The sequence below is a fragment of the Archaeoglobus sp. UBA230 genome (genome assembly GCA_002507545.1).
Classification (GTDB): Archaea; Halobacteriota; Archaeoglobi; order Archaeoglobales; family Archaeoglobaceae; genus Archaeoglobus.
This window is the reverse complement of sequence record DAVR01000042.1, coordinates 1-26,999: the sequence shown is the minus strand read 5'-3', so window position 1 is coordinate 26,999 and position 26,999 is coordinate 1. Positions and strand designations below refer to the sequence as shown.

The 26,999-nt window shown below is 48.1% G+C and carries 20 protein-coding genes, 3 tRNA genes and 2 rRNA genes; 15 read left to right on the top strand and 10 right to left on the bottom strand.

Annotated features, from left to right (window positions below; genetic code table 11):
• The first annotated feature begins 7 nt into the window (after positions 1 to 7).
• Together BP688_RS11975 and BP688_RS11970 are read left to right on the top strand one after the other, a co-directional pair.
• Positions 8 to 1,120 carry a 3-hydroxyacyl-CoA dehydrogenase gene (locus tag BP688_RS11975; RefSeq protein ID WP_290596132.1) on the top strand — a complete coding sequence of 371 codons (1,113 nt, stop codon included), beginning with the start codon at positions 8 to 10 and terminating at the stop codon, positions 1,118 to 1,120.
• A complete protein-coding gene (locus tag BP688_RS11970) occupies positions 1,117 to 2,583 on the top strand; it encodes a lactate racemase domain-containing protein (protein WP_290623904.1) in 1,467 nt (488 codons plus the stop codon). The genes BP688_RS11975 and BP688_RS11970 overlap by 4 nt, the downstream gene beginning before the upstream one ends.
• 1 nt (position 2,584) lies before the next feature.
• Here BP688_RS11970 and BP688_RS11965 read toward each other — a convergent pair whose 3' ends face one another.
• Positions 2,585 to 4,135: a 2-isopropylmalate synthase gene (locus tag BP688_RS11965; protein ID WP_394329805.1), complete on the bottom strand. Its 1,551-nt coding sequence runs from the start codon at positions 4,133 to 4,135 to the stop codon at positions 2,585 to 2,587.
• Between the two features lie 140 nt (positions 4,136 to 4,275).
• On the opposite strand from BP688_RS11965, the gene BP688_RS11960 reads away from it, so the two are divergent.
• Positions 4,276 to 5,796, top strand: coding sequence for an acetyl-CoA carboxylase biotin carboxylase subunit (locus BP688_RS11960; protein ID WP_290596129.1), 1,521 nt, complete (start codon positions 4,276 to 4,278; stop codon positions 5,794 to 5,796).
• Positions 5,797 to 5,856: 60 nt separating this feature from the next.
• Here BP688_RS11960 and BP688_RS11955 read toward each other — a convergent pair whose 3' ends face one another.
• Complete coding sequence (locus tag BP688_RS11955) at positions 5,857 to 6,537, bottom strand: ABC transporter ATP-binding protein (protein WP_290596128.1); 681 nt, start codon at positions 6,535 to 6,537, stop codon at positions 5,857 to 5,859.
• Positions 6,518 to 7,207 carry an ABC transporter ATP-binding protein gene (locus BP688_RS11950; RefSeq protein ID WP_290596127.1) on the bottom strand — a complete coding sequence of 230 codons (690 nt, stop codon included), beginning with the start codon at positions 7,205 to 7,207 and terminating at the stop codon, positions 6,518 to 6,520. Before BP688_RS11950 ends, BP688_RS11955 begins: the two co-directional genes overlap by 20 nt.
• Positions 7,208 to 7,259: 52 nt before the next feature.
• Between BP688_RS11950 and BP688_RS11945 the strand changes: the two genes are divergently transcribed.
• From BP688_RS11945 to BP688_RS11925, 5 genes are read left to right on the top strand one after another with little or no spacing between them, the layout of a single operon-like run.
• Positions 7,260 to 8,519 carry an ABC transporter substrate-binding protein gene (locus BP688_RS11945; protein ID WP_290596126.1) on the top strand — a complete coding sequence of 420 codons (1,260 nt, stop codon included), beginning with the start codon at positions 7,260 to 7,262 and terminating at the stop codon, positions 8,517 to 8,519.
• A 33-nt stretch (positions 8,520 to 8,552) separates the two neighbouring features.
• A complete protein-coding gene (locus BP688_RS11940) occupies positions 8,553 to 9,407 on the top strand; it encodes a branched-chain amino acid ABC transporter permease (RefSeq protein ID WP_290596125.1) in 855 nt (284 codons plus the stop codon).
• Entirely contained in the window at positions 9,404 to 10,354 is a 951-nt protein-coding gene (locus tag BP688_RS11935; protein WP_290596124.1) for a branched-chain amino acid ABC transporter permease, read from the top strand. Before BP688_RS11940 ends, BP688_RS11935 begins: the two co-directional genes overlap by 4 nt.
• Before the next feature lie 37 nt (positions 10,355 to 10,391).
• Positions 10,392 to 10,913: a nitroreductase family protein gene (locus BP688_RS11930; protein WP_290596123.1), complete on the top strand. Its 522-nt coding sequence runs from the start codon at positions 10,392 to 10,394 to the stop codon at positions 10,911 to 10,913.
• 13 nt (positions 10,914 to 10,926) lie between these two features.
• Entirely contained in the window at positions 10,927 to 11,367 is a 441-nt protein-coding gene (locus tag BP688_RS11925; RefSeq protein ID WP_290596122.1) for a hypothetical protein, read from the top strand.
• A gap of 2 nt (positions 11,368 to 11,369) precedes the next feature.
• Here BP688_RS11925 and pheA read toward each other — a convergent pair whose 3' ends face one another.
• From pheA to BP688_RS11900, 5 genes are all read right to left on the bottom strand, one after another.
• A complete protein-coding gene (gene pheA / locus BP688_RS11920; protein ID WP_394329804.1) occupies positions 11,370 to 13,199 on the bottom strand; it encodes a prephenate dehydratase in 1,830 nt (609 codons plus the stop codon).
• A 35-nt stretch (positions 13,200 to 13,234) separates the two neighbouring features.
• Positions 13,235 to 13,843 (bottom strand): type I 3-dehydroquinate dehydratase, encoded by a 609-nt coding sequence (gene aroD, locus BP688_RS11915; RefSeq protein WP_290596120.1) that lies wholly within the window; start codon positions 13,841 to 13,843, stop codon positions 13,235 to 13,237.
• Entirely contained in the window at positions 13,840 to 14,814 is a 975-nt protein-coding gene (locus tag BP688_RS11910) for a 3-dehydroquinate synthase II (protein ID WP_290596119.1), read from the bottom strand. Before BP688_RS11910 ends, aroD begins: the two co-directional genes overlap by 4 nt.
• The gene (locus BP688_RS11905) at positions 14,789 to 15,562 is read right to left on the bottom strand and encodes a 2-amino-3,7-dideoxy-D-threo-hept-6-ulosonate synthase (protein ID WP_290596118.1); all 774 of its coding nucleotides are present in this window, start codon (positions 15,560 to 15,562) and stop codon (positions 14,789 to 14,791) included. Before BP688_RS11905 ends, BP688_RS11910 begins: the two co-directional genes overlap by 26 nt.
• A gap of 263 nt (positions 15,563 to 15,825) precedes the next feature.
• Positions 15,826 to 15,898 (bottom strand) — tRNA-Asn (locus BP688_RS11900).
• 129 nt (positions 15,899 to 16,027) lie between these two features.
• Here BP688_RS11900 and BP688_RS11895 point away from each other — a divergent pair.
• A complete protein-coding gene (locus BP688_RS11895) occupies positions 16,028 to 17,686 on the top strand; it encodes a long-chain fatty acid--CoA ligase (protein ID WP_290596117.1) in 1,659 nt (552 codons plus the stop codon).
• Between the two features lies 1 nt (position 17,687).
• Here the strand turns inward: BP688_RS11895 and BP688_RS11890 are convergent, their stop codons facing one another.
• Positions 17,688 to 18,854: a TIGR00529 family membrane protein gene (locus tag BP688_RS11890; RefSeq protein ID WP_290596116.1), complete on the bottom strand. Its 1,167-nt coding sequence runs from the start codon at positions 18,852 to 18,854 to the stop codon at positions 17,688 to 17,690.
• Positions 18,855 to 18,940: 86 nt separating this feature from the next.
• Here BP688_RS11890 and gltX point away from each other — a divergent pair, with 86 nt between their 5' ends.
• Both gltX and BP688_RS11880 read left to right on the top strand, forming a co-directional pair.
• Positions 18,941 to 20,581, top strand: a complete 1,641-nt coding sequence (gene gltX / locus BP688_RS11885; RefSeq protein WP_394329803.1) for a glutamate--tRNA ligase — start codon at positions 18,941 to 18,943, stop codon at positions 20,579 to 20,581.
• Positions 20,582 to 20,627: 46 nt separating this feature from the next.
• A tRNA-Asp gene (locus tag BP688_RS11880) sits at positions 20,628 to 20,739 on the top strand.
• 69 nt (positions 20,740 to 20,808) lie between these two features.
• On the opposite strand, the gene BP688_RS11875 is transcribed toward BP688_RS11880, so the two are convergent.
• Entirely contained in the window at positions 20,809 to 21,561 is a 753-nt protein-coding gene (locus tag BP688_RS11875; RefSeq protein WP_290596114.1) for an FKBP-type peptidyl-prolyl cis-trans isomerase, read from the bottom strand.
• A gap of 47 nt (positions 21,562 to 21,608) precedes the next feature.
• Here BP688_RS11875 and cyaB point away from each other — a divergent pair, with 47 nt between their 5' ends.
• From cyaB to BP688_RS11855, 4 genes are all read left to right on the top strand, one after another.
• Entirely contained in the window at positions 21,609 to 22,118 is a 510-nt protein-coding gene (cyaB, locus tag BP688_RS11870) for a class IV adenylate cyclase (protein ID WP_290596113.1), read from the top strand.
• Between the two features lie 316 nt (positions 22,119 to 22,434).
• A 16S ribosomal RNA gene (locus BP688_RS11865) occupies positions 22,435 to 23,926 on the top strand.
• Positions 23,927 to 23,975: 49 nt separating this feature from the next.
• Positions 23,976 to 24,047 (top strand) — tRNA-Ala (locus BP688_RS11860).
• 105 nt (positions 24,048 to 24,152) lie between these two features.
• Positions 24,153 to 26,999: ribosomal RNA gene (locus BP688_RS11855) — 23S ribosomal RNA — on the top strand; the annotation flags it as partial.

Here is a 26,999-nt window from a genome sequence, read left to right as displayed (position 1 = left end):
TAAGACCATGCTCAGGGTAGGAGTTATAGGGGCAGGAACGATGGGTGCTGCAATAGCTGCCCTGTTTGCCAATGCTGACTATGATGTAGTTCTTGTTGACGTAAGTGAGGAAGCCCTGAAGAAGGCTAAGGAAAGACATGAGGGAGAGATTTTAAGAGAACTCATGGAGGCTGGCTTAAAGAAGAGGGATGATCTGGTTTCGAAAATAAAATATACCTTGGATATAAAAGACTTAGGGAACTGCTCCTTTGTCGTTGAAGCAATTGTTGAAAAGCTCCCGGTGAAAATCGAGCTTCTCGAAAAGCTTGAGCATCTCGTGTCTGAGGACTGCATAATCGCGACCAACACTTCCTCATTTAAACCCTCCGAGCTTGCTGTAAAGTTGAAAAGACCAGATAGGTTCACTTTATTCCACTTTTCCAATCCTCCCATACTGAGGGAGATTGTGGAGGTTGGAGGAGAGACACTGGCTGAGGAATACATGCAGGAGGTGCTGGAGATTGTAAAAAGCATAGGGAAAGAGCCCGTCGTGCTGAGAAAAGATAGCAGAGGACACGTATTCAACAGGTTTCTCTGTGCTGCCGTCGCAGCTATAGGTTGGGATTTGGGAAAATTCTCGCCACCGCAAATTGATGCAGCGATAAAAAGCCTTGGCTCACCTGTAGGCTTTTTTGAATTGCTTGACCACATCGGAATAGACGTTCTTCTGATGGTTCAGGATAGTCTTATAGAGGCTCACGGTGATAGATTTGAGCTTTCAAAGGGTTTCAGATGGCTGCTTGAAAGGATGGTTGAGTGGGGCAAACTGGGCAAAAAGAGTGGGGAAGGGTTTTACAGATGGATAAACGGCAGGGCAACAGTTCCCGAAGCTGAACCTGCAGACATCCTTCCAATGGCAGCTGCAACGGTAAATGAGGCTCTTAGAGAAATTGAAGAGGGTTTAGCGGATAGAGATACCGTAAACAGAGCCTACAGTCTCGCACTTGGCTCACCTGTAGGGATACTGGATGTTGCAGAAATGCTCGGCTACGCGACCATCCTTGATGCGCTGGAGAAGAAATACGGGGAGACAGGGGCGGAGACCTTCAAACCTTGTGAGATGCTAAAGGGGATGGTATGAGGGAGGTAATCTTCAACGGAGATAACGTTGAAATTTACGATTTTCCGGATGAAGTTGACATAATCTACCCTCCTGAGCCAATCTCCACTTCTAAACCAGCCCGTGAGATTGTAAAAAAGGCGATAGACGATGCAGAGCTAAAAATGAGCAAGAACTCCAAGGTGGTCATAGCATTTGATGACGTAAGTGTTCCTCTGCCCCTCCCTCAAACTGATCCAAGAAGGCTCATGGTTAAAGAGATTTTGAGAAAGTTGAAAAGTATGGGTATTGGTAAAGAGCAGGTAACGCTTGTATGCGCCACGGGAATGCACAGGAAATGCAGTAATGCGGAACTCAGGCAAATGCTCGGAGAAGTGGTTTCAGCTTACAGAGTTGTGAACCATGACTGCAGGGATGTTGTGTCGCTTGGAGAAACTGAAAGCGGATACATTGTTGAGATAAACAGGTATGCTGCCGAATCGGATGTGATAATCTATCTGAGCGTGCCATTCCTCCCGATGAACGGAGGATGGAAGTCAATTGCTGTTGGGTTGGGGAGTTATGCTTGCATCAGGCAGCATCATCTCCCCGACATTCTTACAAAATCCCCATACATGAATCCGCATTCCGATATGCACAGAATTATAGAGGAGATCGGCAGGCATGTCGCGGAGCAAATTCCCGTCCTTCACATTGATGCTGTGGTGAACAACAGCTTTTACAGGGGATTTGTCAGCAAAGCATGGAAAAATGTTAGGGGGGAGGATAGGCTTGACCAGAAGCTTTTGATGTCCCTCTCCAATATGATGCCCTCATCCATAAAGTCCAGAGTGAGGAGAAGATACAGAGCAGGTTACGAAATCGCCTACGTTGCGGCAGGCGAGGTTGATGAAGTGCATTCTGAAGTGCTTCAGAGGGTTTACGAGCACAGAGGATTGAAAATCGAGAAGAAGTACGATGCGCTTATATTCGGACTGCCAAACATGTCTCCTTACAGCGTAAATTCGGAGCTTAATCCAATTCTATTCCACACAATGGTAAGAGGCTATCTGTGCAACATGTTCGAGAAGATGCTAAGGAAGAGGGCATTTTTTGTCGTTCAGAATCCTGTTTATGAGGTTTTTGATGAAAAGCAGCATCCCGCTTACCGGGAATTTTACTGTAAATACATTTCCAAGGGAAAGACGGACTTTGATGAAATTGAGAGTGCCGAGAGACAGCTTGTTGAAAATTCAAAGCTCATGAATGCCTACGGAAATGGATTTGCGTATCACCCTGCCCATGCCGTGATTGCCTACTACTGGGGTGCTCTGGGCATGGAAAGACTTGAGAAGGTTGTAGTTGCTGGCAGCAAGTCCACAGCCTTAAAACCACTCGGATTTGAGTCAGCTGAGGACATGGATGAGGCGATAAAAATTTTAAAGGAAATGGGTTGTGGGAAGATTGCTTACGTGTGCCTTCCACCCGTATTTTTCGCCTACTGATTTATTTTCTGCTCTTCATCTTCAAAAGGTAGTTCACGGCGTTTATCACCGCATCTATGGAGGCCATGACAATGTCCTGTGCTGCACCTCTGGCTGTGAAGGAGTGTCCCTCTTCATCCTCAACCGTGACGTATACTTCAGCCAGAGCGTCACTACCGCCAGTAATGGCATCCATTCTGAACTCTGTTATCTTCACACTCTTGCCGAGAAGCCCAGTGACAGCTTTGAGCGATGCATCCACGGGTCCAACACCGATTGCAGAGGTTACCTTTCTCTCACCAAAGACCTCTGCGTTCAAAACTGCAGTCGGTGTGATTTTATTACCGGTAAGCACAGTAACCTCATCAACAAGTATTGCTTTCTCCTCCTTCCTGAGCTCTCCTATCACAACCTCCGCAATGGCAAAGAGGTCGAGGTCTGTAACTCTCTTCCCTTTGTCTCCGATCTCCTTGACCTTCTCGAATATCTTGTTCAGCGTTTCATCATCAACAGCGTATCCTGCATCTTCCAGAATCTTCTTGATCTGGTGCCTGCCAGCGTGCTTTCCAATAACGATTCTCCTCTTGTGCCCAACCATCTCGGGAGTTACGACTCCCGGCTCAAAGGTTGAGAACTCCTTCAGCACTCCGTGGGCGTGAATTCCACTCTCATGGCTGAAGGCATTATCCCCTACAATGGGGGTATTGGGAGGCATTTTAATCCCCGTGAGCCTTTCCACGAGTTTTGAAGTTTCGAAGAGATGTTCAGTTTTAACGTTTGTCTTGATCCCCTCAATCGAATGCAGAATCATTACTACCTGAGCTAAGTCAGCATTACCAGCTCTCTCTCCTATGCCATTCACCGTGACCTGCACCTCATTGGCTCCAGCAAGAACCGCTGCGTAGGTATTTGCCACTGCAAGACCAAAGTCGTTGTGACAGTGAACGTCAATGGGAACTGTCAGGTATTCTCTGAGCTGCCTTATCACCTCGTGGAACTTGAAGGGTGTTGCAACACCAACGGTGTCCGGAACATTCACAATATCAACATTGGCATCCTCAACAGCCTTGAAAATCCTCTTGAGATAGTCAATCTCTGTTCTTGTGGCATCCATTGCGGAAAACATGCATTTTACACCGTGAGACTTGATGTACTCTACACACTCAACAGATTTCTCGATGATCTCTTCCTTAGTCATTTTTACAGTGTGCTCGATCTGAATCTCCGAGGTGGGAACGAAGATATGGACCATATCAACATTAGCGTCAAGGGCAGCGTCAATATCTTCTTTAACGATTCTTGCAAGCCCACAAACGTTAGCATTAAGGTCGAGTGAGCTTATCTCCTTAACAGCTTCAAACTCACCTTTTGTGGCAGAGGGAAAGCCAGCTTCGATAACATCAACCCCGAGCTTGTCAAGCTGCTTCGCAATCCTCACCTTGTAATTCAAGGGTAGAGAAACTCCTGGCATCTGCTCTCCGTCCCTGAGAGTTGTGTCAAACACTCTAACTTCGCTCATCATGTTCACAAGTCGCATCCGCTGTAAATTGTTTTCGGTGACAAAATTAATTATTTTAACTTATAGAATAAAATTCTCTGCAGGTGGTACAAATCAAATACGTATTCGAGATATTTCTGTCCTCAAATTTATGTATTACAGCAGCATTATTTGAAAAAAGGTTTTTAAATCGGGTGTTTTAGCCTTTAAACCGGATGTTCAGCAAAGTGCTGGTGGCGAACAGGGGGGAAATAGCGGTAAGAGTGATGAGAGCCTGCAGGGAGCTTGGAATTGAAAGTGTTGCTATTTATAGCTCAGCAGACAAAAAAGCCTTCCACAGGGTTTATGCGGATGAAGCCCACTATATCGGTAAGGCTGATCCGAGGAGAAGTTATCTGAACATTGAGAGAATTCTTGAGGTGGCGAAAAAGGCTGAAGTTGATGCTATTCATCCCGGTTATGGCTTTCTTGCAGAAAATGCCGAATTTGCTGAGATGTGTGAGGAGGAGGGCTTCATCTTCATCGGCCCAAGCCCGGAGGCTATCAGAATAGCCGGCTCCAAGGTTAGATCAAGGGAGAAGATGACGAGTGCTGGTGTGCCAGTTATTCCCGGTTCACCGAAGATTGATAGTGTTGATGATGCCTTTGAATGGGCTGAAAAACTTGGTTATCCTGTAGCTGTTAAGGCATCCGGCGGTGGAGGGGGCATAGGCATTGTAATTGCAAACAACCCTTCTGAGCTGGAAGAGGCCTTTAAGAAGTCCAAAAAGCTGGGAGAGAGCTATTTCAAGGACTCGACGATATATCTCGAAAAGTATCTCGCAAAGCCGAGACACATTGAGGTTCAGATTATCGCTGATGAGCATGGAAATGTAATTCATCTGGGGGAGAGGGAGTGCAGCATACAGAGAAGGCATCAGAAGTTGATTGAGGAATCGCCCTCCCCAGTGGTTGATGAGGAGTTAAGGGAAAAAATCGGCGAACTTGCAGTGAGAGGTGCCAAGGAGATTGGATACACCAATGCGGGAACCTTTGAGTTCTTGTATGAGAATGGTGAATTTTACTTCCTTGAAATAAATTCGAGACTACAAGTTGAACACACGATCACTGAGGTAGTCACGGGGATTGATATTGTGAAATATCAGATTCTGATAGCTGATGGAGAACCGTTGCACCACGATCAGGAGGATGTTACGTTTAGAGGACATGCGATAGAGTGTAGGATCAATGCTGAAGACCCCATTAACTTCTATCCAAGAAGCGGAAGGATAGTGCACTACAGAAGTCCGGGTGGGATAGGTGTAAGAGTTGATAGTGGCATCCATATGGGCTACCGCATTCCAGAGGAATACGACAGTATGATTTCAAAGCTTGTTACGTACGGAGAGACAAGAAGAGAGGCTATTGCGAGGATGAGGCGGGCTCTCTACGAGTATGTGATTGAGGGTGTTGAAACCAACATCCCCTTCCACATTGCGGTGATGAACGACGAAGAGTTTGTGAAGGGGAACATCCACACGAGATTCGTGGAGGAGAGAAACATAGCAGAGAAGGTAAAGGAGTATATGGCAGCTTTCAGACCGATAAAGGCAAAGCTGGACGAAATATTTATGGAGAGTGAATTTACGAGAGAGGAAATTTCAGCAATTACCGCAGCCATTGACCTTTATGAAGAGGAGGAGAGGCTCGGGATTGAAGAAAGGATTTGGGAGGCAATTTTCAGCTTGGGGGCTTAGTTTTTACTGATGAGTACCCAATCAATGGAGTAGATGGAGAGGGACAATAAATTCAAAGGGTTAACCAAAGTAGTCCCTTTCTATCCCCTGTAAACTCTCAATCATTCCTTCTTTTACTACCTCACCGCTTGCGAGAATATATGCTCTCTCTGCAACATCAAAGGCCATCTGTGTATTTTGTTCGACTATAAGGATGGATATGCCAAGCTCGTCCCTTATTCTATCTATAGCCTCGGCTATTGTTTCAACAACGATGGGGGCGAGACCCATGGAGGGTTCATCGAGCAATAAAAGCTTTGGTTCCAGCATCAAAGCCCTTGCGATGGCAATCATTTGCTGCTCTCCACCACTCATGTTCCTCGCAAGCTGCCCCCTCTTTTCCTTTAAATTTGGAAAAAGGTTGTAAACGAATTCGAGCTTTTCACCATTTCCAGCAAGCAGTAGGTTGTCTTCAACGGTCATTTCGGGGAATAACCTTCGACCTTCCGGACTTATAGCAATTCCGAGCTTGATTCTTTCGTGCGGCTTCAATCCGGAAATCTCTACACCGTTAAATCGAATCTCCCCCTTAGTTTCAACAAGTCCGCAAATAGATTTGAGTAAGGTTGTCTTTCCAGCCCCGTTTGGACCTAAAACCGCTACAGATTCTCCCTTTTCAACATAAATGTTAATGTTCCTGAGTATCTCGGCTTTTCCGTAGTAGGCATAAAGGTTCTCGACTTCAAGCAAATACTTTCGCATACTTTTTACCAAGATATGCTTCTATAACAGACTTTTCCCTCACCACCTCATCGGGTTGCCCCTCAAATATTATCTTCCCTGAATTCAAAACCAGAACCTTTTCCGCAACATCAAAGAGATCGCTGAGCCTGTGCTCAATTATCGCAATAGACTGGCCGTTATAATGTATATCTCTGATTATGTCTGCAAGCTCCCTCGCCTCCTTCGGACTAAGGCCGGAAAATGGTTCATCAAGCAAAAGCAATTTCGGGTTTGAGGCAATAGCAAGGGCAATGCTGAGCTTTCTGAGTTCTCCGTAGGATAGATTTGCTGCAATTTCCCTTCTTTTCTCCCATAAACCAAAATCCTTAAGGTAGTCGAGATCGGAAGAGATAGTTAGTATGTTCTCTTCAACTGTCATGTTACTGAATACCTTAACAATCTGGAATGTTCTGACCAACCCCATTTTTGCAAGCTGATTCGGTCTTAAACCAACAACGTTTTTGTTCTTGAAGATAACTTTACCGTCATCCGGTCTGAGAAAACCTGATATTATGTTGAACAGGGTTGTCTTTCCAGCCCCGTTTGGACCTATAATACCAACCCTCTCTCTTTTGTTAACCTCAAGATTTACACCTTCAAGAACCTTGAGTTCGCCGAAGCTCTTGTGCACGTCTTTGACCTTTAGCATGATTCGTTGTGTTTGAGGAAGGTTTAAATACTTTGCTGTGCTCATCCACAACATGAGATATGCTAAAGCTGTGCTAACAGCCTTAATACTGCTCGCTGCTATAACGTCGCTATGTGTGCAGGGAGGACAGAAGACTGAAAGAGAAAAGGTGGTAATCGGTGTAATTGGTCCCATGTCTCTACCTGAGGGGATGGCAGAAGAAAAAGCTGTGAAGCTGGCTGCGGAGGAAATAAACGCACAGGGGGGTATACTCGGACATCCGGTTGAGGTGGTTGTGGGAGACACCAAGCTTGATTCTAATACAGCCTCAACAGAGTTCAGGAGACTTGCGACCATAGAAAATGCTGATGTCATAATCGGTGGTTTTTCGAGCGGTGTAATGCTTACGATGATGGAGACGATGGCAGAAACAAAAACCCTATTTCTTGCAGATGCGTCGTCACCTGCACACGCCAAAAAGGTCGCTGAGAATTATGAAAGGTATAAGTACTGGTTCAGGGTTACTCAAAACAACGGCTCAACCTTTGCACTTGATCTGGCTGATATGGTTAGATTCCTGAGAGACAGCGGATATGATGTCAAGAAGGTTTACATAATCAGGGACGAGCACGTTTGGACAGACCCTGTTGTAGAGGCTCTCACACCCCTGCTCGAAGAGCAAGGGGTTGAAATTGTCAAAGATGTCAGAGTTCCCAGAGGCTATTCAGAATACGAGCAGCTTATTCACGAAGCTGAGAGCTTGGATGCCGACCTCATAATGCCAATACTTGCGATTGCCGGTACAGGGGATATACTGACCAAGCAATGGGCAACGCTGAAACCGAACATTCTGCTTGCCGGGCATGACCTTGCTGCGATAGATGCTGAATTCTACAACAAGACAAATGGAATGGCAAATTACGAGATATTCCTCGCTGATGGTGGTGCTCTCATTACTGCTCCTCCGACAGAGAAATGCAAGGAGTTTGTTGATGCCTACAAGAAGAAGTACGGCCATTATCCAGAGTCGCATCAGGCGTATGGAGCTTATGATGCAGTTTACCTCTACAAGACAGTGGTCGAGATGGCAGCAAAGGCTGGTGAGAAGGACCCCTTTGACCCGGATGTTCTGGTGAAGTATCTCGAGAAGTTCGACGCCTCAAATCCCATCGAGCTGACAAGACCTATTGCCTTCTACAAAAACCACGACCTGATGTGGGGTGACAACTACGTCAGGAACTGGATATCACAGTGGCAGGACGGGAAGCAATACATCATCTATCCAGAGAGCGTTGCGAATGGAGAGCTAAAGCTACCACCATGGATTGAGTAAGGTAAATAAACACTTAGATAACGCAGCAGGTACATGATAGATGTCCTGCTCAAGATCATAGTATTTGGCACGGTCGTTGGGGGAATCTGGGGTCTCGTGGCCTCAGGTTTCTCCTTAATTTTTGGAGTATCGAGAATTCTGAACTTCGCTCATGGTGCAGCTTTTGTTTGTGCGGCTTATGTGGCATTTTTACTTTCTGGAAGTGGATTTAACGTTTATCTAAGCATTCTCGCCGGTTTGGCAGTCTCAGGTTTGCTCGGACTTCTCGTTTACCTGTTAACCCGACCGGTTCGTAAAAACGAGGTGATGGTCATAATCATAACCCTTGCCCTTGCTCTCCTCATTCAGCAGATTTTACTTGTTAATTTTGGTGACAAGGGGATTTCCATGCTTCCCTTAGTTCAGGGAGTTGTAGAGCTAAACAATGTTAAGGTTACAAATATGAGAATAGCATCTTTTGTTCTCGCTGTAACATCTTTGGTCTCCCTTGACCTCATGGTCTCAAAAACGAGCATCGGAAAGAAGATAATTGCTACATCACAAGACAGTGAGGCGGCAATGCTTATTGGGATAGATGTTGAGAAGGTCTTTATTCTTGTTATGGTTCTTTCATCTATTCTTGCGGGATTTGCTGGCATCCTTTATGCACAGATTTTCGCGATATCTCCTGAAACCTCGCTCAAAGCTTTAATTTACGCCTTTGCCATAGTCATACTCGGTGGGCTTGGTAGTTTGAGAGGAAGCATAGTCTCGTCTTTCATAGTGGGCTACATACTGGTCCTGACGATAACATTTCTTGGAGCAAGATGGTCTGAATTTGTCATGCTGCTTGCAATAGTGACGATACTGGTTGTGAGACCAACAGGGTTATTTGGGGTGGAAGAATGAAGAGTATCCTAAAGCTTTTTGGAGTTTTAATGATTCTCGTCTCCGCAGCTCTTCCGGTAGTAATTCCAGAAGCGTACCTTTATCTCATCGGCCTCACGTATCTCTTTGCAATCGTTGTGATAAGTTGGGACCTGATGGTGGGCTATACAGGGCAGGTAAATCTCGGTCATACGACCTTCGTGGGACTTGGGGCATACATCGCAGCACTGCTCCAGACTCCAATGAGAATAGGAATTGCAATTCACCCCTTAGCTGCAATAATCCTTGGTGGACTTGCAGCAGCACTCGTTGGCTTTTTTATTGGCATAATCACTCTTAGATTGAGGGGATATTACTTCTCACTCGTGACAGCTATTCTTCCCCTTGTCTTTATGCAGACGGTTTTCATTTGGAGAGACGTTTTTGGTGGAGAAGAGGGATTCTCGATAGCAGGATACTCTTTGCTTGACACCACTCTGTCAAAATACTACTTTTCCCTTGCTCTACTCCTCGTCTCACTTGCTGCGATGCGTAGGATTGTAAAAAGCAGGATAGGATTAAGGTTTATGGCTGTAAGGGATAGCGAGGAACTTGCAGAGTCAATCGGGATAGATACGACAAAATACAAGGTATTGGCGTTCGTTCTCAGCTCCTTTTTCGCTGGCATAGCTGGAGCGGCAATTGTGAACTACCGCTATACAGTCGGCCCGGAGCTATATGATATCCCTCTCATGCTTCTCGTAATTTTATCCGCAGTTCTTGGTGGTCTTGGAACAATTTATGGACCTTTGATCGGAGCTATTGTCATTTACCTCGCCAAGAACTGGTGGCTGAGGGATTTGATAGACATTGCATCGCTCCCGATAAACGATGAAATAGTACTTTACGCAATTCTGATTGCAATCGGAATTTTAATGCCACGTGGATTCTTCCATGAACTCAGAGAGAGGATTGAGGAAAAGGCTTAAACATTAAATTCTTTAAACCCCTTGCAAAAATTATTCCATGAAGGAAAGACTCGAGTTAATTTTTAAGAGGGTCTCGATAAGGAGATTCACCAGTGATGATATTGACGATAAAACTCTTCAACTCATACTGGAAGCTGCCAACGCCGCTCCGTCAGCCGGAAATTTGCAGGCGAGGGATTTTGTTGTTGTTAGGGACAAAGAGAGGAAGATCAAACTGGCAAAAGCGGCGTTGAAGCAGATGTTCATCGCCGAAGCTCCGGTTGTTGTCGTTGTGTGTGCGAACTATCCGAGAAGCATGAGGGTTTATGGGGAAAGAGGAAAGCTCTATGCTGAGCAGGATGCAACAGCAGCGGTTGAGAACATACTACTGGCTGTAACAGCTCTTGATCTCGGAGCTGTTTGGGTTGGTGCCTTCGATGAGAGAGAGGTATCCAGAATCTTGAATCTTCCGGAGTTCGTAAGACCGATGGCGATCGTGCCAATAGGGCATCCAGCGGAGAATCCGGGTAGAAGAAGCAGGTATCCTGTAAGCATGCTAACACACTATGAAACGTGGTGACTTGAAAAATAAAATGAAGAACGTCAGAATCTGTCCGGTCTGCAGAAGCGCTGATATTTCTCCCGATCTCTCCATTCCGGCAGCAGTCGCTTTTGGCGCTCTTTACAGCTACAGATGTAACCGATGCGGTTTTGTTGGAACGGTTTTTATGGAACTTCCGATTGAAGAATTGCCGGAGCCACTTGAAAAGGTAGATAAAGGTTATCCCGTGCTGGACGTGACTTATGGTAGAGGTTACATGGCTCTGCTTAAGTATCTGGCACCTTTTGGCATCTTATTGAGTTTAGCCATGTACATTCTTTATCCCGGCATGCTTAATTTCCTTAGCACACTTGTGTTCCTCTACTTGACACTTTATCTCTTCGCAAAGAGTTATTTTGACAGATATTGGATTCTGAAAGTTGTTGTACTGGTTGTACTGGTTCTCTACACCCTATTTTTTAGACTTGTTTGAGGTCAGAAATTATACACGTCCAGGGTTTCGATCTCATCAAATACCCCTACCACCTTGTAGAATGCTGTAACGTTCTTAAGGTCTTTTAGATCATCCTCACTGAGTGACGCTTCCACTTCAACGAAGAAGACGTAGTCTCCCAATCCCGTCCCTGCGGGTCTTGATTCAAGCTTTCTCAGGTTGAATCCTTTCCTGTAAAACACCTCTAAAACATCCTTCAGCGCTCCCGGTCTATCTTCAACTCCAAAGAAAAGAGAGGTAATCTTCCCTTCTCTCCTACCAGTTTTACGCCTTATCAGGTAAAACCTCGTTATGTTTCGTCCCTTCAAATCCTGAATTCCCTTCCTCAGCACATGCAGCCTGTAGAACCTTGCGGCATTTTCTGACATTATCGCTGCAGAATAATCATCGAGCATTTTTGCAGCATCGCTTGTCGAAGACGTGTAACGAATGCTTGCATTTGGCAGATAGTTGTTTATGAATCCCATGCACTGTGCAACTGCCTGAGGATGAGAGTAGATGGTCTTGATATCCTTCAGCTCAATCTTACGTTTCGCGACGAGGCAATGATTAACTTCAAGCCTTGCCTCGCCAAAAACCTCAACATCGTGGCTCATTAAAGCGTCAAGGACTGGTAGAACTGTTCCGTTAACCGAGTTCTCAATGGGAACAATACCAAAATCAACTTCACCCCTTTCAACCAGCTTTATAATCTCATCTGTTGTGGCGCAGTATCTCAATGGCACTCTCGAACCGACAAGCTTTAGTGCCATTTCATCGCTAAAGCTACCTTGAGGACCGAGAACGGCAACGGTTCTTTGTATCCCAGTAACTCTGTATTCCTCCTCCTTTGTAAGTGCCATTATGCTTTCAAAGATATCCTTCACCCTAATGGGGTTAAGTCCGGTTTTTGAAATCACATCCCTTATCTTCTCTTCTTCCACATCTTTGATCTCTATAGGTTCACCCCTCTCAGCCTTTATTCTCGCTATTTCTCTTGCAGCCTCTACCCTCCTCTCTATCAACCTGAGTAGGAGGGAGTCAATAGACCTTATGAGTCCCCTGAGTTCATCAAGGTTCTCGACTCTCTTCGTCGCTTTGTAAGCCTCCAAGATTATCGTGCTCGATTCGTAATCAGTGTAAATCTTCCTCAAATCCTCAAAAGTTTCTCTAAACTTATCATAGTTCTTTAAATTTTCGTGGAGCTTCAAAGCTCTTTCTAAAAATTGCTGCCTCACATCTTCAGCGTTTTTCTGAATCCTGTAATACATTTCCCAGTTCTGGTTGATTATCCTGCTTGCAAGTTTGTAAAGAACTGTAAAAATCGGAGAGGCGTATCTTAGTTCATCTTTCTTGTATCTCAGAAAATCGGCCATCGAGACAAGCAGAAAATGAGCCACACCCTGAATCTCTGCCATCTTCCTGTCGTGCTCCTCAACATCCAGCTTGCTTATCACCGCTCCGCTCTTTATGAACTCATTAAGGATCGCTCTCTCCTCTTCTCTTCCCGACTCGTGAACTACGATAATATTCGAAAGTGCAATCTCACTGTCACCCCCAAACATAGGGTGAATGCTGAGAAAGTCAAAACCAGATTTCTCAAAGATTGGAATTGAATCCTTCTTTACTGAGGAAATGTCAACGAGGAGGGATGTTGGGTCAGCCTCCCTCATCAGATGTTTGATAGATTCTTCAAGCGCATACATGGGTGTGCAAACAAAAATCACATCAAAGCCTGAAACGGTGTTTGTATCTCTTTTCATCTCGTCAATATCGTATCCCTTTACATAGTAACCTCTACTGTAGAACAGGTCTCTGAAAAGCTCCCCCATGTTCCCAACGCCATAAATCAGAATTTTCAAACATATCACCCCAGAGTTTTCAGTATCTTGTAGGCGTCATTAAGATGAATCTGTCCCGGAGCTTTGGATTCGCCAACATGGCAGTAAATGAAGGGTGACCCCAAGTAGGCAGCCATTATGCGGGTGAAGGAAAACTCTTTGCCCATAAGAAAAGCAATCACACCCTCAAATTCCAGAAGGAGTTTGACAATCTTTCCAACATCTTTTTTGCTCCTCCCCATCGTCACGACCTTAACAAGGTCTCCCCGTTTGCCCTCAACAATACTCCTGAGTTCTGAATAGTCAGGCGTCTCCTTAAAGTTATGGTATGATTCGATTATTTCACAATCAAAATTGAAGGCGGAATCTGGCATGTCACACTCAACATCTACATAGGCCACATTGGTCTCCTCAGCGAACTTTCTCAAAGCCTCGATTCTTTCCTCCTCTCTTCCTGTGAACTTCCCACCATCTCTCTCTCTTCTGCAGGTTGCAATTATCTCCTTTTCAATCCCTCTTATCTCGTCAATGGCTTCCCAAACTCTATTGAACAGATCAAGCCTGATTTCGATTAAATCGGCCTTCTCTGCCAGCTTTACCTCTTTAAGGCTTGAAACTGTGGCAACGAGCTTCATCTCTCCACAATAAATTCATCAACTTCAACACCAAAATGTCTCGCCTTTTCACCAATCCAGATAAGCACTTCATCACCTTCCTTCAGTTCAGAAACCGAAATGTGCTTTCCATCTGGAGCGATAAGCTTTATCGTTTCAGCGTTCTGGAGTATGATGCTACCTACTTCTCCATTCACAGAAGCCTTGACAAGGATAAGCGGTCTCCTCTCAATCTTAACTCTACCCACGTAGCTCTCTCTCACTTTTCCGTCATACCTCACAATCTCAACTCCATCCCCAGCCTTAAGCTCTGCAAGATACTTCGTCTTGTTTCCCACCTTCAGATAAGCGTTGACACTTCCGGCGTTTACTCTGAAAGGTCTTGAAGCGACATACTCACTTTCTTCACTCTCACTTGCCACAAGAAACATGAAAGCAGACCTGTTGCCAACAAGCATCCCCTCTCCGGGAGTCATCAGTGTTACGGTATCAATGCAGACTCTCTCACCAACTCCAAGAGGCTTTATTTCTACAATTTTACCTCTCAGAAGTTCAATGCTCTCTTTCTGCTCTTTAACTAATCTGTAGTAGCTCATCAGCTCTTCTCTATCGCCCCTGACCGCTATGCCGTCAGCTCCTTTTTCCAGTGTTGTCAGAGCCAGCTTTGCATCGTCGGTATTATCAACTGCAGCAATTACCTTCCCACCCTTTTTCATTGCTACGATGTTCTCAAGCGGAATAACCTTCCAGTCTTCAAACTTCAAAATGACGACGTCACCACTTTCAACAGCCTTAAGCTGGTCATCTGCTGAGCTTATTTTCATCAAAGCCTTCTCAAGGGGCAGGAGTTTTATCCTGCCGAGCTTCTTCGCTTTGTCCAGAAACTTCTCACTTACAACAGCACCGTCGAATCCAATTTCGATCGCGTCTTTCAGCATCTCCTTGGCAACTTCCCAACTTTCAGTTTCAGCCAACAACCATATTTCCTTCATATTCTATCACATCCTCTGCACTCAGGTTGTTATGGACTATCATGTGCAGTGCTTTGGCAACCTTAGCTGGATGGCTACTGTTAAATATATTTCTCCCAACAGCGACTCCAGCAGCACCCCTGCTCATGGCATCTTCCACTTTTTTGTAAAGTTCATATTCGCTCCCTTTACTTCCTCCGGCTATGACAACAGGCAAATCACAAATTGCTGTCACTTTCTCGAACTTGAGGGTGTAAGGAACCTTGATTATGTCTGCTCCCAGTTCATAGCCAATTCTTGCCGCATGTTTTACAGTTTCAGTGTTGACTTCAATATCCCCTCTCGGATACATCATCGCAAGCAGCGGAATGCTATACCAGTCGCATACCTCGGATACGTAACCAAGTTTCTCGATTTGATCGGCTTCAGTTTTGCTCCCGATATTTACATGCATGCTTACACCATCCGCTCCCAGAGAGATTGCCTTCTCCACGGTTGTCACCAGTCTCTTGTCATTCGGGTCTTCAGCCCACATCGTAGAACCGCTCAGATGTATAATCAGTCCTGCATCCATCTCTGCAATAACCTCTGACCTCTTCGCAACTCCCTTATGTACAATTATGGCATCCACATATTCCTGTACTACTTCGACGACTCTGTCAACTTTTTCAATCCCTTTCTCTGGCTGAGTGATTCCGTGATCCATTGGAAGTATCACTGACCTTCCATTCTTAAGTATTCTTTGCATCCTTCTTCTTTTACCTATCATATAAAACACCTCTTATATTTTTAGACCATAGACATATACAAACACCCGAAACCAATGCAGTTCACCTCCTTTTAAAAGCTAAAGCTATATCTAAAACCGAAGAAAAATCCAAAGGTGTTTTCGAGTCTTGGCGTTAGACCCATTGCCTGTTGTTTGCCATGCAGTATTTAAAAATTTTGTTGTAGAACAGGACAGCTCAGTTACAAAGTTAGGGGGGTGTTAAAGTAAACGAACTCAAAAATGCTTTAAAAGCGGCGACGAAGCGCCGCCGGCAGGATTCGAACCTGCGACCGTCCGGTTAACAGCCGGACGCTCTACCAGCTAAGCTACGGCGGCTCATCAGCTTCTTTGCCACAATGAATTTAAACTTTGTCCTGAGAACGGAGATGGTTTGTCACCATCCTACAGCTCTCTAAGTTAAATTTAAATATGGTGATTAATTGTAGTTAAAATTGGTGATAGAAGATGCGATTTGTGAGAGGGTTTCCATCAACAATGATGGATGACTACCAGTTGAATATGATAAACATCTTGAAATATGCAGCGACGAACTTCCCGGAGAGAGAGGTAGTTTCGAGGAACTTGGATGGAAGTTTGTTCAGATACAGCTATGGCGAAGCCTTCAGAAGGGTTTCGAAACTTGCCAATGCCCTTGAAAGTATAGGTGTTGACGTTGGAGACAGAGTTGGGGTTCTGAGCTGGAACACCCACAGGTTCTATGAACTCTTCTTTGGTATCTCTGGAATCGGAGCTGTGCTTCTTGAGATGAATCTGAGGCTGCATCCGAAGGAAATAGCCTATGTCGCAAATCACAGTGGAGCAAAGGTGATATTTGTTGATGAATCTCTGTTACCGCTTGCTGAAGCTATAGCTCCCGCGATAAAGGCGGAGAAATATGTTGTAATGACGGATGGTGAACTTCCTGAGACAAAGCTGCCAGAGGTTTACAGCTATGAGGAGCTGTTAAAGGACGCTGATGAAGAGTATGACTTTCCTATGGTTGATGAGACCTCTGCTTATGCTGCATGCTACACTTCTGGCACCACCGGGAATCCAAAGGGCGTTTATTACTCCCACAGATCAATGGTGTTGCACTCAATCATTGCAGCGGTTGGAATGGGACTCAAACCTGAGGATGTCTATATGCAGATTGTGCCGATGTTTCATGCGAACGGCTGGGGAGTCTTCTTCGCGGCTACGATTGCAGGGAGTAAGCTTGTATTTCCCGGAAGGTATGCAGTAGACAACCTTGCCCCAGTGGTTGAGCTTATGCAGAGTGAAGGTGTGACGGCAACAGCAGGAGCTCCGGCTATATTCATCCCTCTGCTGAACTATCTGCAAAAGATGGAGCCGAAACCGAAATTCAACATAAGGGCTTGGAGTGGAGCAACTGAACCACCACTTGCAATGATGAAGGGTCTGAAGGAGTTTGGTATAGAGATCGTTCACGCCTATGGAGCAACAGAAACCTCTCCGCTTGTCTGCTACAACTTCGTCAAGCCGGGTCTTGAGAAGGAAATGTCTGAGGACGAGTTGTGGGAGCTAAAGAGGAAGCAGGGAATCCCTGTATTTGGTGTTGAGGTTATGCTTGCCGATGATGAAGGGAACAAGCTACCTCATGACGGAAAAACAATTGGGGAGCTTTGCATAAGGGGACACTGGATTACTGGAAGCTACTACAAGGATCCGAGAACTTTCGAGTCCTTCATTGAAGACGGGGTTATGAAGTGGTGGAAAAGTGGAGATGCGGCAACAATTGACGAGTATGGGTATATCAAGATCGTTGACAGGTTCAAAGATTTGATAAAGAGTGGTGGGGAGTGGATAAGCAGCGTTGATCTGGAAAACTACCTGATGGCGCACCCAAAGGTCTTTGAAGCGTGCGTTGTTGGTATATCTCATCCCAAATGGGAGGAGAGACCGTTGGCTTTCGTTGTTCCAAAACCTGACTTTAAGGGTAATATAACCAAGGAAGAGCTGTACGAGCACCTCAGACAGAGATTTGCAAAATGGCAACTCCCAGATGACATAATAATCACAGATGAGATTCCAAAGACGAGTGTTGGGAAGTTCAGCAAGAGAATGCTGAGGGAACAGTACAAGGATTATTACATGAAACAATAGATTAAATCAGGTAAAGCACCCACACAAGTACTGCAACGACAGCTGCAATAAGGGCAAGCTGCCTGTAGGTCCTGCTCACATCCGTGCCGAAGTATTCAGCGGTCAGAACGTAGCAAAGGTGCATCGGAGAAAGCATAACACCAAGATAGCCAGCAGCTATTACGAGCATGAGGTTCTTTGGATTGACAGCTTCAACCCCTGTAAACCCGGTGAGCAGAGGAAGTGCGATAGATGAATAGCTCATCTCGATGCCAGTTGCAAAACCCACGATCAGAGTTAGGATGAAGGCTGCAATAGGCATGGGAAATTCGAGAGATATGTCAGTGAGCAAGCTCTCAGCAACACCACTCAACTGTATCACGCTCTTATAGCACATGACAGCAAAGACCAGCACTATTATTTTTCTGTCAACGGTTTTTTTCAGAATTTTTTCAAAATCCTTTACACTACCCTTTCTGAGGATCGCGACTGCAAAGATGGCAATCAGGAGTGAAATCAGAAGATCGAACTTAAGGATCACAGAAAGGAGTAGCAGGATGGCTATTGGGTAGAGGTGGATTAAGGCTTTGAAGGTATCTCTCGAAATATGGAACCTTTTTTCAATCCCCCTCGTTAACATTAGTCCCGAAACAATCGCTAATATCGCAATAGGAAAAGTTGAGGCTGCGAAGGTGAAGGAATTGATGTTAAGGACTGCAGCACCAATTATCACGCTCGGATACAAAGGCCAGAAGGAGACCCAAACGTGTCTGAACCAGTAGTTCAGTAATGTCGCTTTTTCTGGAGAGAGAGTGTATTTTTTCATCAGCGGGCCGAGCATTACAGCAGAAATCAACGCTCCACCCGGCATTGGAAGCAATCCGATAAGAAGAGGTATCATAACGAAGCTCAGAGCTCCAATGGACTTTGAAAGTTCATCTGCAAGCTCGTTCAACATTCCAAAATATTCCATGGAGTAGCCGAGTGTGAATGCAAGGATGACTATTACAACAATTTCTAAGGTTTGGGGGCTGGTGAGGGCTTGTAGAAGAATTTCGAACCTATCAAATCCGAATAATAGGTAGCTGAGTACAGCTGAGCCAATGAATAGGGATACTCCAATGCCCAGCCTTTTGATAAGCATGAGAACAAGTGCAATTGATGCGAGCAGCGCAAAACTCTGATTCATCTCTCATTGGTAGTCTCCTGTCTTTTAACCTTTTTCACAGACTTTATATTTCTGCCCCCTGAATTGCATTTGTGAAAGACCTGATAATGAAATATGTGGTTGCTAACGCAGCAAAATACGGAAAGGCGAACGAGAAGGCAGTAATGGGTAAGGTGATGGCAGAGAACCCTGAACTGAGAAGTAGGGTGAAAGAGGTTCTTGAGATGGTCAGGGAATGCATTGCTGAGTTTGAAAGTCTGAGTGAAGGTGAAAAAGGGGAGTTAATCCAAAAATTTAGTACTGAAAAAGCCGAAAAGAGAAGGGAACAGGTTGTAGCTTTACCCCCTCTCGAAAAAGCGGAGAAGGGAAAGGTTGTGATGCGTTTTGCCCCTAACCCTAACGGCCCACCAACACTCGGTTCTGCGAGAGGGATAATTGTCAATGGAGAATACGTGAAAATGTATCATGGAAAGTTTGTCATTAGATTTGACGATACCGATCCGAGAACAAAGAGGCCGATGATTGAGGCGTATGACTGGTATCTCGAGGACATTGAGTGGCTTGGTTACAAACCAGATGAGGTTATTTATGCTTCAAAAAGAATCCCAGTGTATTATGAATACGCCAGAAAGCTTATTGAGATGGGGAAAGCCTATACGTGCTTTTGCAGTCAGAAGGAGTTCAAGGTGTACAGAGATAGTGGTGTTGAGTGTCCTCATCGTGATATTTCACCCGAAGTAACTCTCGAAGTGTGGGAGAGGATGTTGGATGGTGAGTATGGGGAGGGAGAAGTCGTTCTCAGGATCAAGACAGACATGAGACACAAAGACCCCGCGATAAGGGACTGGGTCGCCTTCAGGATAATAAAGGAGTCTCATCCTCTGACGGGCGATAGTTTTGTGGTGTATCCCACCCTCGACTTTGAGTCTGCGATTGAGGACCGTCTCTGTGGGATTACGCACATAATAAGGGGTAAAGATTTGATAGACTCTGAGAGAAGGCAGAGGTATATCTACCAATACTTTAACTGGGAGTATCCGGTTACCAAGCACTGGGGCAGGGTGAAAATATTCGAGTTTGGCAAACTCTCAACCTCTTCGCTGAGAAGGGATGTGGAGAGTGGGAGATATGAGGGATGGGATGATCCGAGACTGCCGACGATCAGAGCCTTCAGACGGAGAGGGTTTGAGAGTGAGGCGATCAGAAAGTTCTTCATTTCACTCGGAGTTGGAGAGAATGATGTTTCCATCAGCCTTAAGAATCTCTATGCGGAGAATAGGAAAATTATTGACCCTAAGGCTAATCGCTATTTCTTCGTCTGGAATCCTGTCAAGGTTGAGATTGAAGGATTGTCCGAGGATATAGAGGTTGAATTACCTCTCAATCCAAATAAAGGGACGAGTAGGAGGCTGAGGGGGAGGAGTGTAGTGTATGTAACAAGGGATGACTTCGAGAGGCTTAAGGGGAAGGTTGTGAGGTTGAAGGACTTCTGTAACATCTTGCTTGATAAAAAGGCTGAGTTCAGAGGATTTGAGCTTGGTGATGTGAAGAAGGGAAAGAACATCATCCACTGGCTTCCTGATGGAGAAACTCTCCAATGCACGGTTTTAGGAGAGAAAACGTGGGGAGGTCTGGTGGAAAAGAGCGTTGTGCGTGATGAAGGAAAGGTTGTGCAGTTTGAAAGATTTGCGTTTTGCAAGATTGAGAAGGCTGGAGAGGAGGTTTTGGCGATTTATACCCACCCGTGATTTTACCAAAATTCTTAAAAACCTCACAGCCCTAAGCCTTAAAGAAGCCCGGGTGGTGTAGTCCGGCCTATCATGCGGGCCTGTCGTGGAGGTGGAGTGAGGGTAAGCTCCAATTCCGCGGAAAGCCCGCGACTCGGGTTCAAATCCCGGCCCGGGCGCTCTCCATTAATTTCACACTTTACAGCCAAAATCAAAAAAGGTTACGAATTTGTTATTAAAGAAAAAACTTATTCATTTGTCTTCTTCGTCTCGCTACTCTCTTTTGACTCCTCCTCTCCACTCTTTTCTCCCTTAATCTCCTTTCCAAGTTTAAGCAGTTCATGTTCTCTCTCAAATCTTTCGATGATTTCTATTTCCTTAACATCTGTTGCCTCAAAGATTTCCTTTACAGCTCTATATCTTCCTATAAGGAACAACTGGTTCAGATACGCGTCACTCGACACCTCGACAACCGCTTTTCCATCTTCAATTTTCACATCTTTGGTATCAACACCAGTGTGAATTACAAACAGAGCTTTGATTTTGTCCTCTGGTTTCTCAAGTTTCTCTTTAATCTCATACTCGAATATGATTTTCTTTCCCGCGAGAGGATGGTTGAAGTCAACGATGACTCTTCTTCCTACTATCCTTTCTACAGTCCCAAGTCTGTCTCCAATTCTAACTCGTTGCCCAACCTCTGGTCTTTCCTTGAATCTGTTCACACTGAACGTGTCTTTGAGTTCTGGGTCATACTCTCCAAATGCCTTCTCTGGCGGCACTTCTACCGTTCCCTTGTAACCCACTTCTTTTCCTTTTATATCTTCTTCAAGTCCCGGCAGAACGTGCCCTTTACCAACAATTAAGTATATGTCTCCATACCTTGCATTCTCATTGAATATGTCGTGTTTTTTGGCCACTTCCTCGTCTGTAGTGTCTACAATAGTACCATCTTCGAGCTTAGCTGTATAGCTGATCCTGATAACGTCACCTTCCGATATCATTAGCACCACCTTTTTAAGCCCCAAGGGGCGGGTATAAAAAGATTGAGATGGAGGTCGAGGCCAAGTTTATCTACAAGGAAGGTGTTGAAGAAAAGCTCAGAGAGATTGCCGAACCTGTTATCGAAAAGTTTGAGCATGACATCTATTTCAATCATCCGTGTAAAGACTTCAAGAAAACGGATGAAGCCGTTAGAATAAGAAGGGACGTTGAGGGTGTAACCGTTACGTACAAAGGTCCCAAGGTTGATTTAGAAACGAAAAGCAGAGAGGAAGTTAAGGTTAAAGTTGACAGCTTTGAAAACGCCTTTGAACTTCTCCAGAAGTTGGGGTTCAGACCTGTTAGGGAAGTGAAGAAACTGAGGAAAATCTACAGATTAAAGGGTGCCATAGTGTGCGTTGATGATGTTGAAGGTGTTGGGAGGTTTATTGAGATTGAAATTGAGTCTGGAAGTATTAGGGACAAGGAGATACTCTTTGATATTGCTAAATTACTGGGTTACTCAAGGGAAGAAAGTATAACTCAGTCGTATCTTGAGATGATTTTACAGGAAAAATAGCGATAAGCGCTTGTCTGACAATCCAAAAGTCTTAAATACCCTACCTCATGCACCTAATCTCATAACAGATGCCCTTGAAAGTTAAGGGCGTAAGCAAAAGCCTTATAAATCTAAAAACCAAATAAGATGTTGCCAAAACGGTTGAAACCGTGGGTCCGGCAAGTGCCCTGACAAGGCGTAAGCCTGGTATGAGGGGAAGCCTTCCTACCCACGGTATAATACGGGAGGACCGCAGGTAATGCGGTCTGATGTGGGCTTGCCAGCAGAGTAAACCGGCAGGCGAGGGACGTATTCACCCGCTTTACACTCCCCGCCAATTCTGGTTGATCCTGCCAGAGGCCGCTGCTATCCGGCTGGGACTAAGCCATGCGAGTCAAGGGGCTTGTATCCCTTCGGGGATGCAAGCACCGGCGGACGGCTCAGTAACACGTGGACAACCTGCCCTCGGGTGGGGGATAACCCCGGGAAACTGGGGCTAATCCCCCATAGGGGATGGGTACTGGAATGTCCCATCTCCGAAAGCGCTTAGCGCCCGAGGATGGGTCTGCGGCGGATTAGGTTGTTGGTGGGGTAACGGCCCACCAAGCCGAAGATCCGTACGGGCTGTGGGAGCAGGAGCCCGGAGATGGACCCTGAGACACGGGTCCAGGCCCTACGGGGCGCAGCAGGCGCGAAACCTCCGCAATGCGGGAAACCGCGACGGGGTCAGCCGGAGTGCTCGCGCATCGCGCGGGCTGTCGGGGTGCCTAAAAAGCACCCCATAGCAAGGGCCGGGCAAGGCCGGTGGCAGCCGCCGCGGTAATACCGGCGGCCCGAGTGGCGGCCACTTTTATTGGGCCTAAAGCGTCCGTAGCCGGGCTGGTAAGTCCTCCGGGAAATCTGGCGGCTTAACCGTCAGACTGCCGGAGGATACTGCCAGCCTAGGGACCGGGAGAGGCCGGGGGTATTCCCGGGGTAGGGGTGAAATCCTGTAATCCCGGGAGGACCACCTGTGGCGAAGGCGCCCGGCTGGAACGGGTCCGACGGTGAGGGACGAAGGCCAGGGGAGCGAACCGGATTAGATACCCGGGTAGTCCTGGCTGTAAACGATGCGGACTAGGTGTCACCGAAGCTACGAGCTTCGGTGGTGCCGGAGGGAAGCCGTTAAGTCCGCCGCCTGGGGAGTACGGCCGCAAGGCTGAAACTTAAAGGAATTGGCGGGGGAGCACTACAACGGGTGGAGCCTGCGGTTTAATTGGATTCAACGCCGGGAAGCTTACCGGGGGAGACAGCGGGATGAAGGTCGGGCTGAAGACCTTACCAGACTAGCTGAGAGGTGGTGCATGGCCGCCGTCAGTTCGTACTGTGAAGCATCCTGTTAAGTCAGGCAACGAGCGAGACCCGCGCCCCCAGTTGCCAGCGGATCCCTTCGGGGATGCCGGGCACACTGGGGGGACTGCCGGCGCTAAGCCGGAGGAAGGTGCGGGCAACGGCAGGTCCGTATGCCCCGAATCCCCCGGGCTACACGCGGGCTACAATGGCCGGGACAATGGGTACCGACCCCGAAAGGGGTAGGTAATCCCCTAAACCCGGTCTAACCTGGGATCGAGGGCTGCAACTCGCCCTCGTGAACCTGGAATCCGTAGTAATCGCGCCTCAAAATGGCGCGGTGAATACGTCCCTGCTCCTTGCACACACCGCCCGTCAAGCCACCCGAGTGGGCCAGGGGCGAGGGGATGGTCGCTGGCCATCCTCGAGCCCAGGGTCCGCGAGGGGGGCTAAGTCGTAACAAGGTAGCCGTAGGGGAATCTGCGGCTGGATCACCTCCTAAAGGTGCGTTCAGCCTCGCCTGCCGGGCTCATATGCTGGCAAGCCCATGGGCTCGTAGCTCAGCGGGAGAGCGCCGCCTTTGCGAGGCGGAGGCCGCGGGTTCAAATCCCGCCGAGTCCATTATTCCGTGCACCCGGCGATGAAAGTCGTCGGGGAAGGGTTGATGGGCAAAGTGCCCAGGTGAAGCCGTGCAGAGGTTCGTCCCCAAATGCAATCTGGGACCGGCTTTACCGGCGATTATCCCGGCCGGTGGATGGCTCGGCTCGGGCGCCGACGAAGGGCGTGCCAAGCTGCGAAAAGCCCGGGGGAGGCGCATGGAGCCTTAGAACCCGGGATTCCCGAATGGGCAATCCTGTCCCTTCGGGGACGCTCCGTTTGGAGCGGGAACGCGGGGAAAGGAAACATCTGTGTACCCGCAGGAAAAGAAAGCAAACGCGATGCCGTGAGTAGGGGCGACCGAAAGCGGCACAGCCCAAACCGAACATCCCGTGGTAACACGGGATGGATGTGGTGTTGTAGGACCCTGCCTAATGCCGTGGGGTGAAGCCGAAGTGGTCTGGAACGGCCCGCCGTAGAGGGTGAGAGCCCCGTAGGCGTAAGCCTCGCGGTTACAAGGTGGGGTCTCCTGAGTACCGCGGGTTGGAATTCTCGCGGGAAGCTGGGGGTCATCAACCCCCAAGGCTAAATACGTCCCGAGTCCGATAGCGCAGTAGTAGGGTGACCGAAAGCTGAAAAGAACCCCAAGAAGGGGAGTGAAAAGAGCCTGAAATCGGCCGGGGATAGTGAGCAGCGGCTCGAAAGGTAATCCCGGCGAAGGAAAGCACCGCGAGGTGCGAGTACGAGCCGGGACATGCCGGAGTCGCTGCGTACGTTTTGAAGAACGGGCCAGGGAGTGTACGGCAGAGGCGAGGCTAAGGGCTGAAAGCCCGGAGCCGGAGGGAAACCGACTGCCCGCAGCTTCTGCGAGGGGCGGGGTGTGCTCGCCCGCAGTCTCTGCCGTACGACCCGAAGCCGGGCGATCTAGGCGGGGGCAGGGTGAAGCGGTGCGAAAGCGCCGTGGAGGCCCGAAGGGGTGTTGATGTGCAAATCGCTCCTCTGACCCCCGTCTAGGGGTGAAAGTCCAATCGAGCCCGGGGATAGCTGGTTCCCCCCGAGACATACCGCAGTATGACCCGTCCGGAGGTTGGCGGTGGGGTAGAGCACTGATAGGAGGATCCGGGGGGTGACACCCTCGCCCTCCTGTCAAACTCCGAATCCACCGCCGCCGTAGATGGACGGAGTCAGGGCAGGGGGGTAAGCTCCCTGTCCGAGAGGGAGACAACCCAGACCGGGGTTAAGGCCCCTAAGTGCCGGCTAAGTGTAAACGATAAAGGAGGTCCCGGGTCGAAGACAGCGGGGAGGTAGGCTTAGAAGCAGCCACCCTTTAAAGAGTGCGTAACAGCTCACCCGCCGAGACTCGGGGCGCCGAAAATGGACGGGGCTCAAGCCGGCCGCCGATACCTCGGGGCGCCGAAAGGCGATCCGGTAGGGGGGCGTGCCGATGGCGCAGAAGCCTGAGGCGTGAGCTCGGGTGGAGCCGTCGGTAACGAATATCCTGGCGGTAGTAGCAGCATAGTCGGGTGAGAATCCCGACCGCCGGAAGGGCAAGGGTTCCACGGCAATGTTCGTCAGCCGTGGGTTAGTCGGTCCTAACCCCGCTCGTAACTCGACGCGGGGGAAAAGGGAAGCGGGTTAATATTCCCGCACCGCTGCCCGCTGCCGTTAAGGCACCCGACGCCTCGGGATAGGCCGGGCACCTTTGCCAGGGTGTCCAAGCGCTGAAGCCCCCGGAGATCCGTAATGGAGAGAAGGGGGTGAAGGCGTGATGGCGTAAGCCGGCCGACTCCTGGGGCCCGTGAAAAGGGGGGGCAGTGGACCGTACCGAGAACCGACACAGGTGCCCTGGGTTAACAGCCTAAGGCGTGGCGGAACACTCCGGCCGAGGGAATTCGGCAAATTAGCCCCGTATCTTCGGTAGAAGGGGTGCCTGCGGTGGTTGCTCTGCAGCTTCCGCAGGTCGCAGTGACTAGGGGGGAGCGACTGTTTACTAAAAACACAGGGGGCTGCAACCCCGTAAGGGTTAGTACAGCCCCTGAGTCCTGCCCAGTGCGGGTACCTGAAACCCGGGTACAACCGGGCGAAGGGCCCGTAAACGGCGGGGGTAACTATGACCCTCTTAAGGTAGCGTAATACCTTGCCGCTTAATTGGCGGCTTGCATGAACGGATTAACGACTCCCCCACTGTCCCCGGCCGGAAGCCGGCGAACCCGACATCCCAGTGAAGAGTCTGGGGACCCCCGTTGGGAAGCGAAGACCCTGTGGAGCTTTACTGCAGCCTGCCGTTGCTTCACAGCTGGGGGTGCGCAGGGTAGGCGGGAGGCTTCGAAGCCCCGTCTCCGGGCGGGGTGGAGCCGTCGATGAGACACCGCCCACTTCCAGCTGTGGAGCTAACCGGCTCTGCCGGGACATCGGTAGGTGGGCAGTTTGGGTGGGGCGCCACTCCCCCGAAAAGGTATCGGGGGAGCCCAAAGGTCGGCTCAGGCGGGTCAGAACTCCGCCGTAGAGTGCAAGGGCAAAAGCCGGCCTGACGTGATCCCGCACAATAAGGGATCACGAGCCGAAAGGCGGGCCTAGCGAACCACCCTGGCCTTTTGGTGAGGCCGGGTGACGACAGAAAAGCTACCCCAGGGATAACAGAGTTGTCCCCGGCGAGAGTACATATCGACCCGGGGGCTTGCTACCTCGATGTCGGCTCTCCCCATCCTGGCCGTGCAGCAGCGGCCAAGGGTGAGGTTGTTCGCCTATTAAAGGGGATCGTGAGCTGGGTTTAGACCGTCGTGAGACAGGTCGGTTGCTATCTAACGGGGGTGTCAGGGCGGCTGAGGGGAAGGAGGCTCTAGTACGAGAGGAACGAGCCTCCGGCGCCACTGGTCTACCGGTTGTCCGGCAGGGCACTGCCGGGCAGCTACGCGCCACGCGGTTAAAGGCTGAAAGCATCTAAGCCTGAAACCGCCCCCGAAAAGAGCCGCCCAT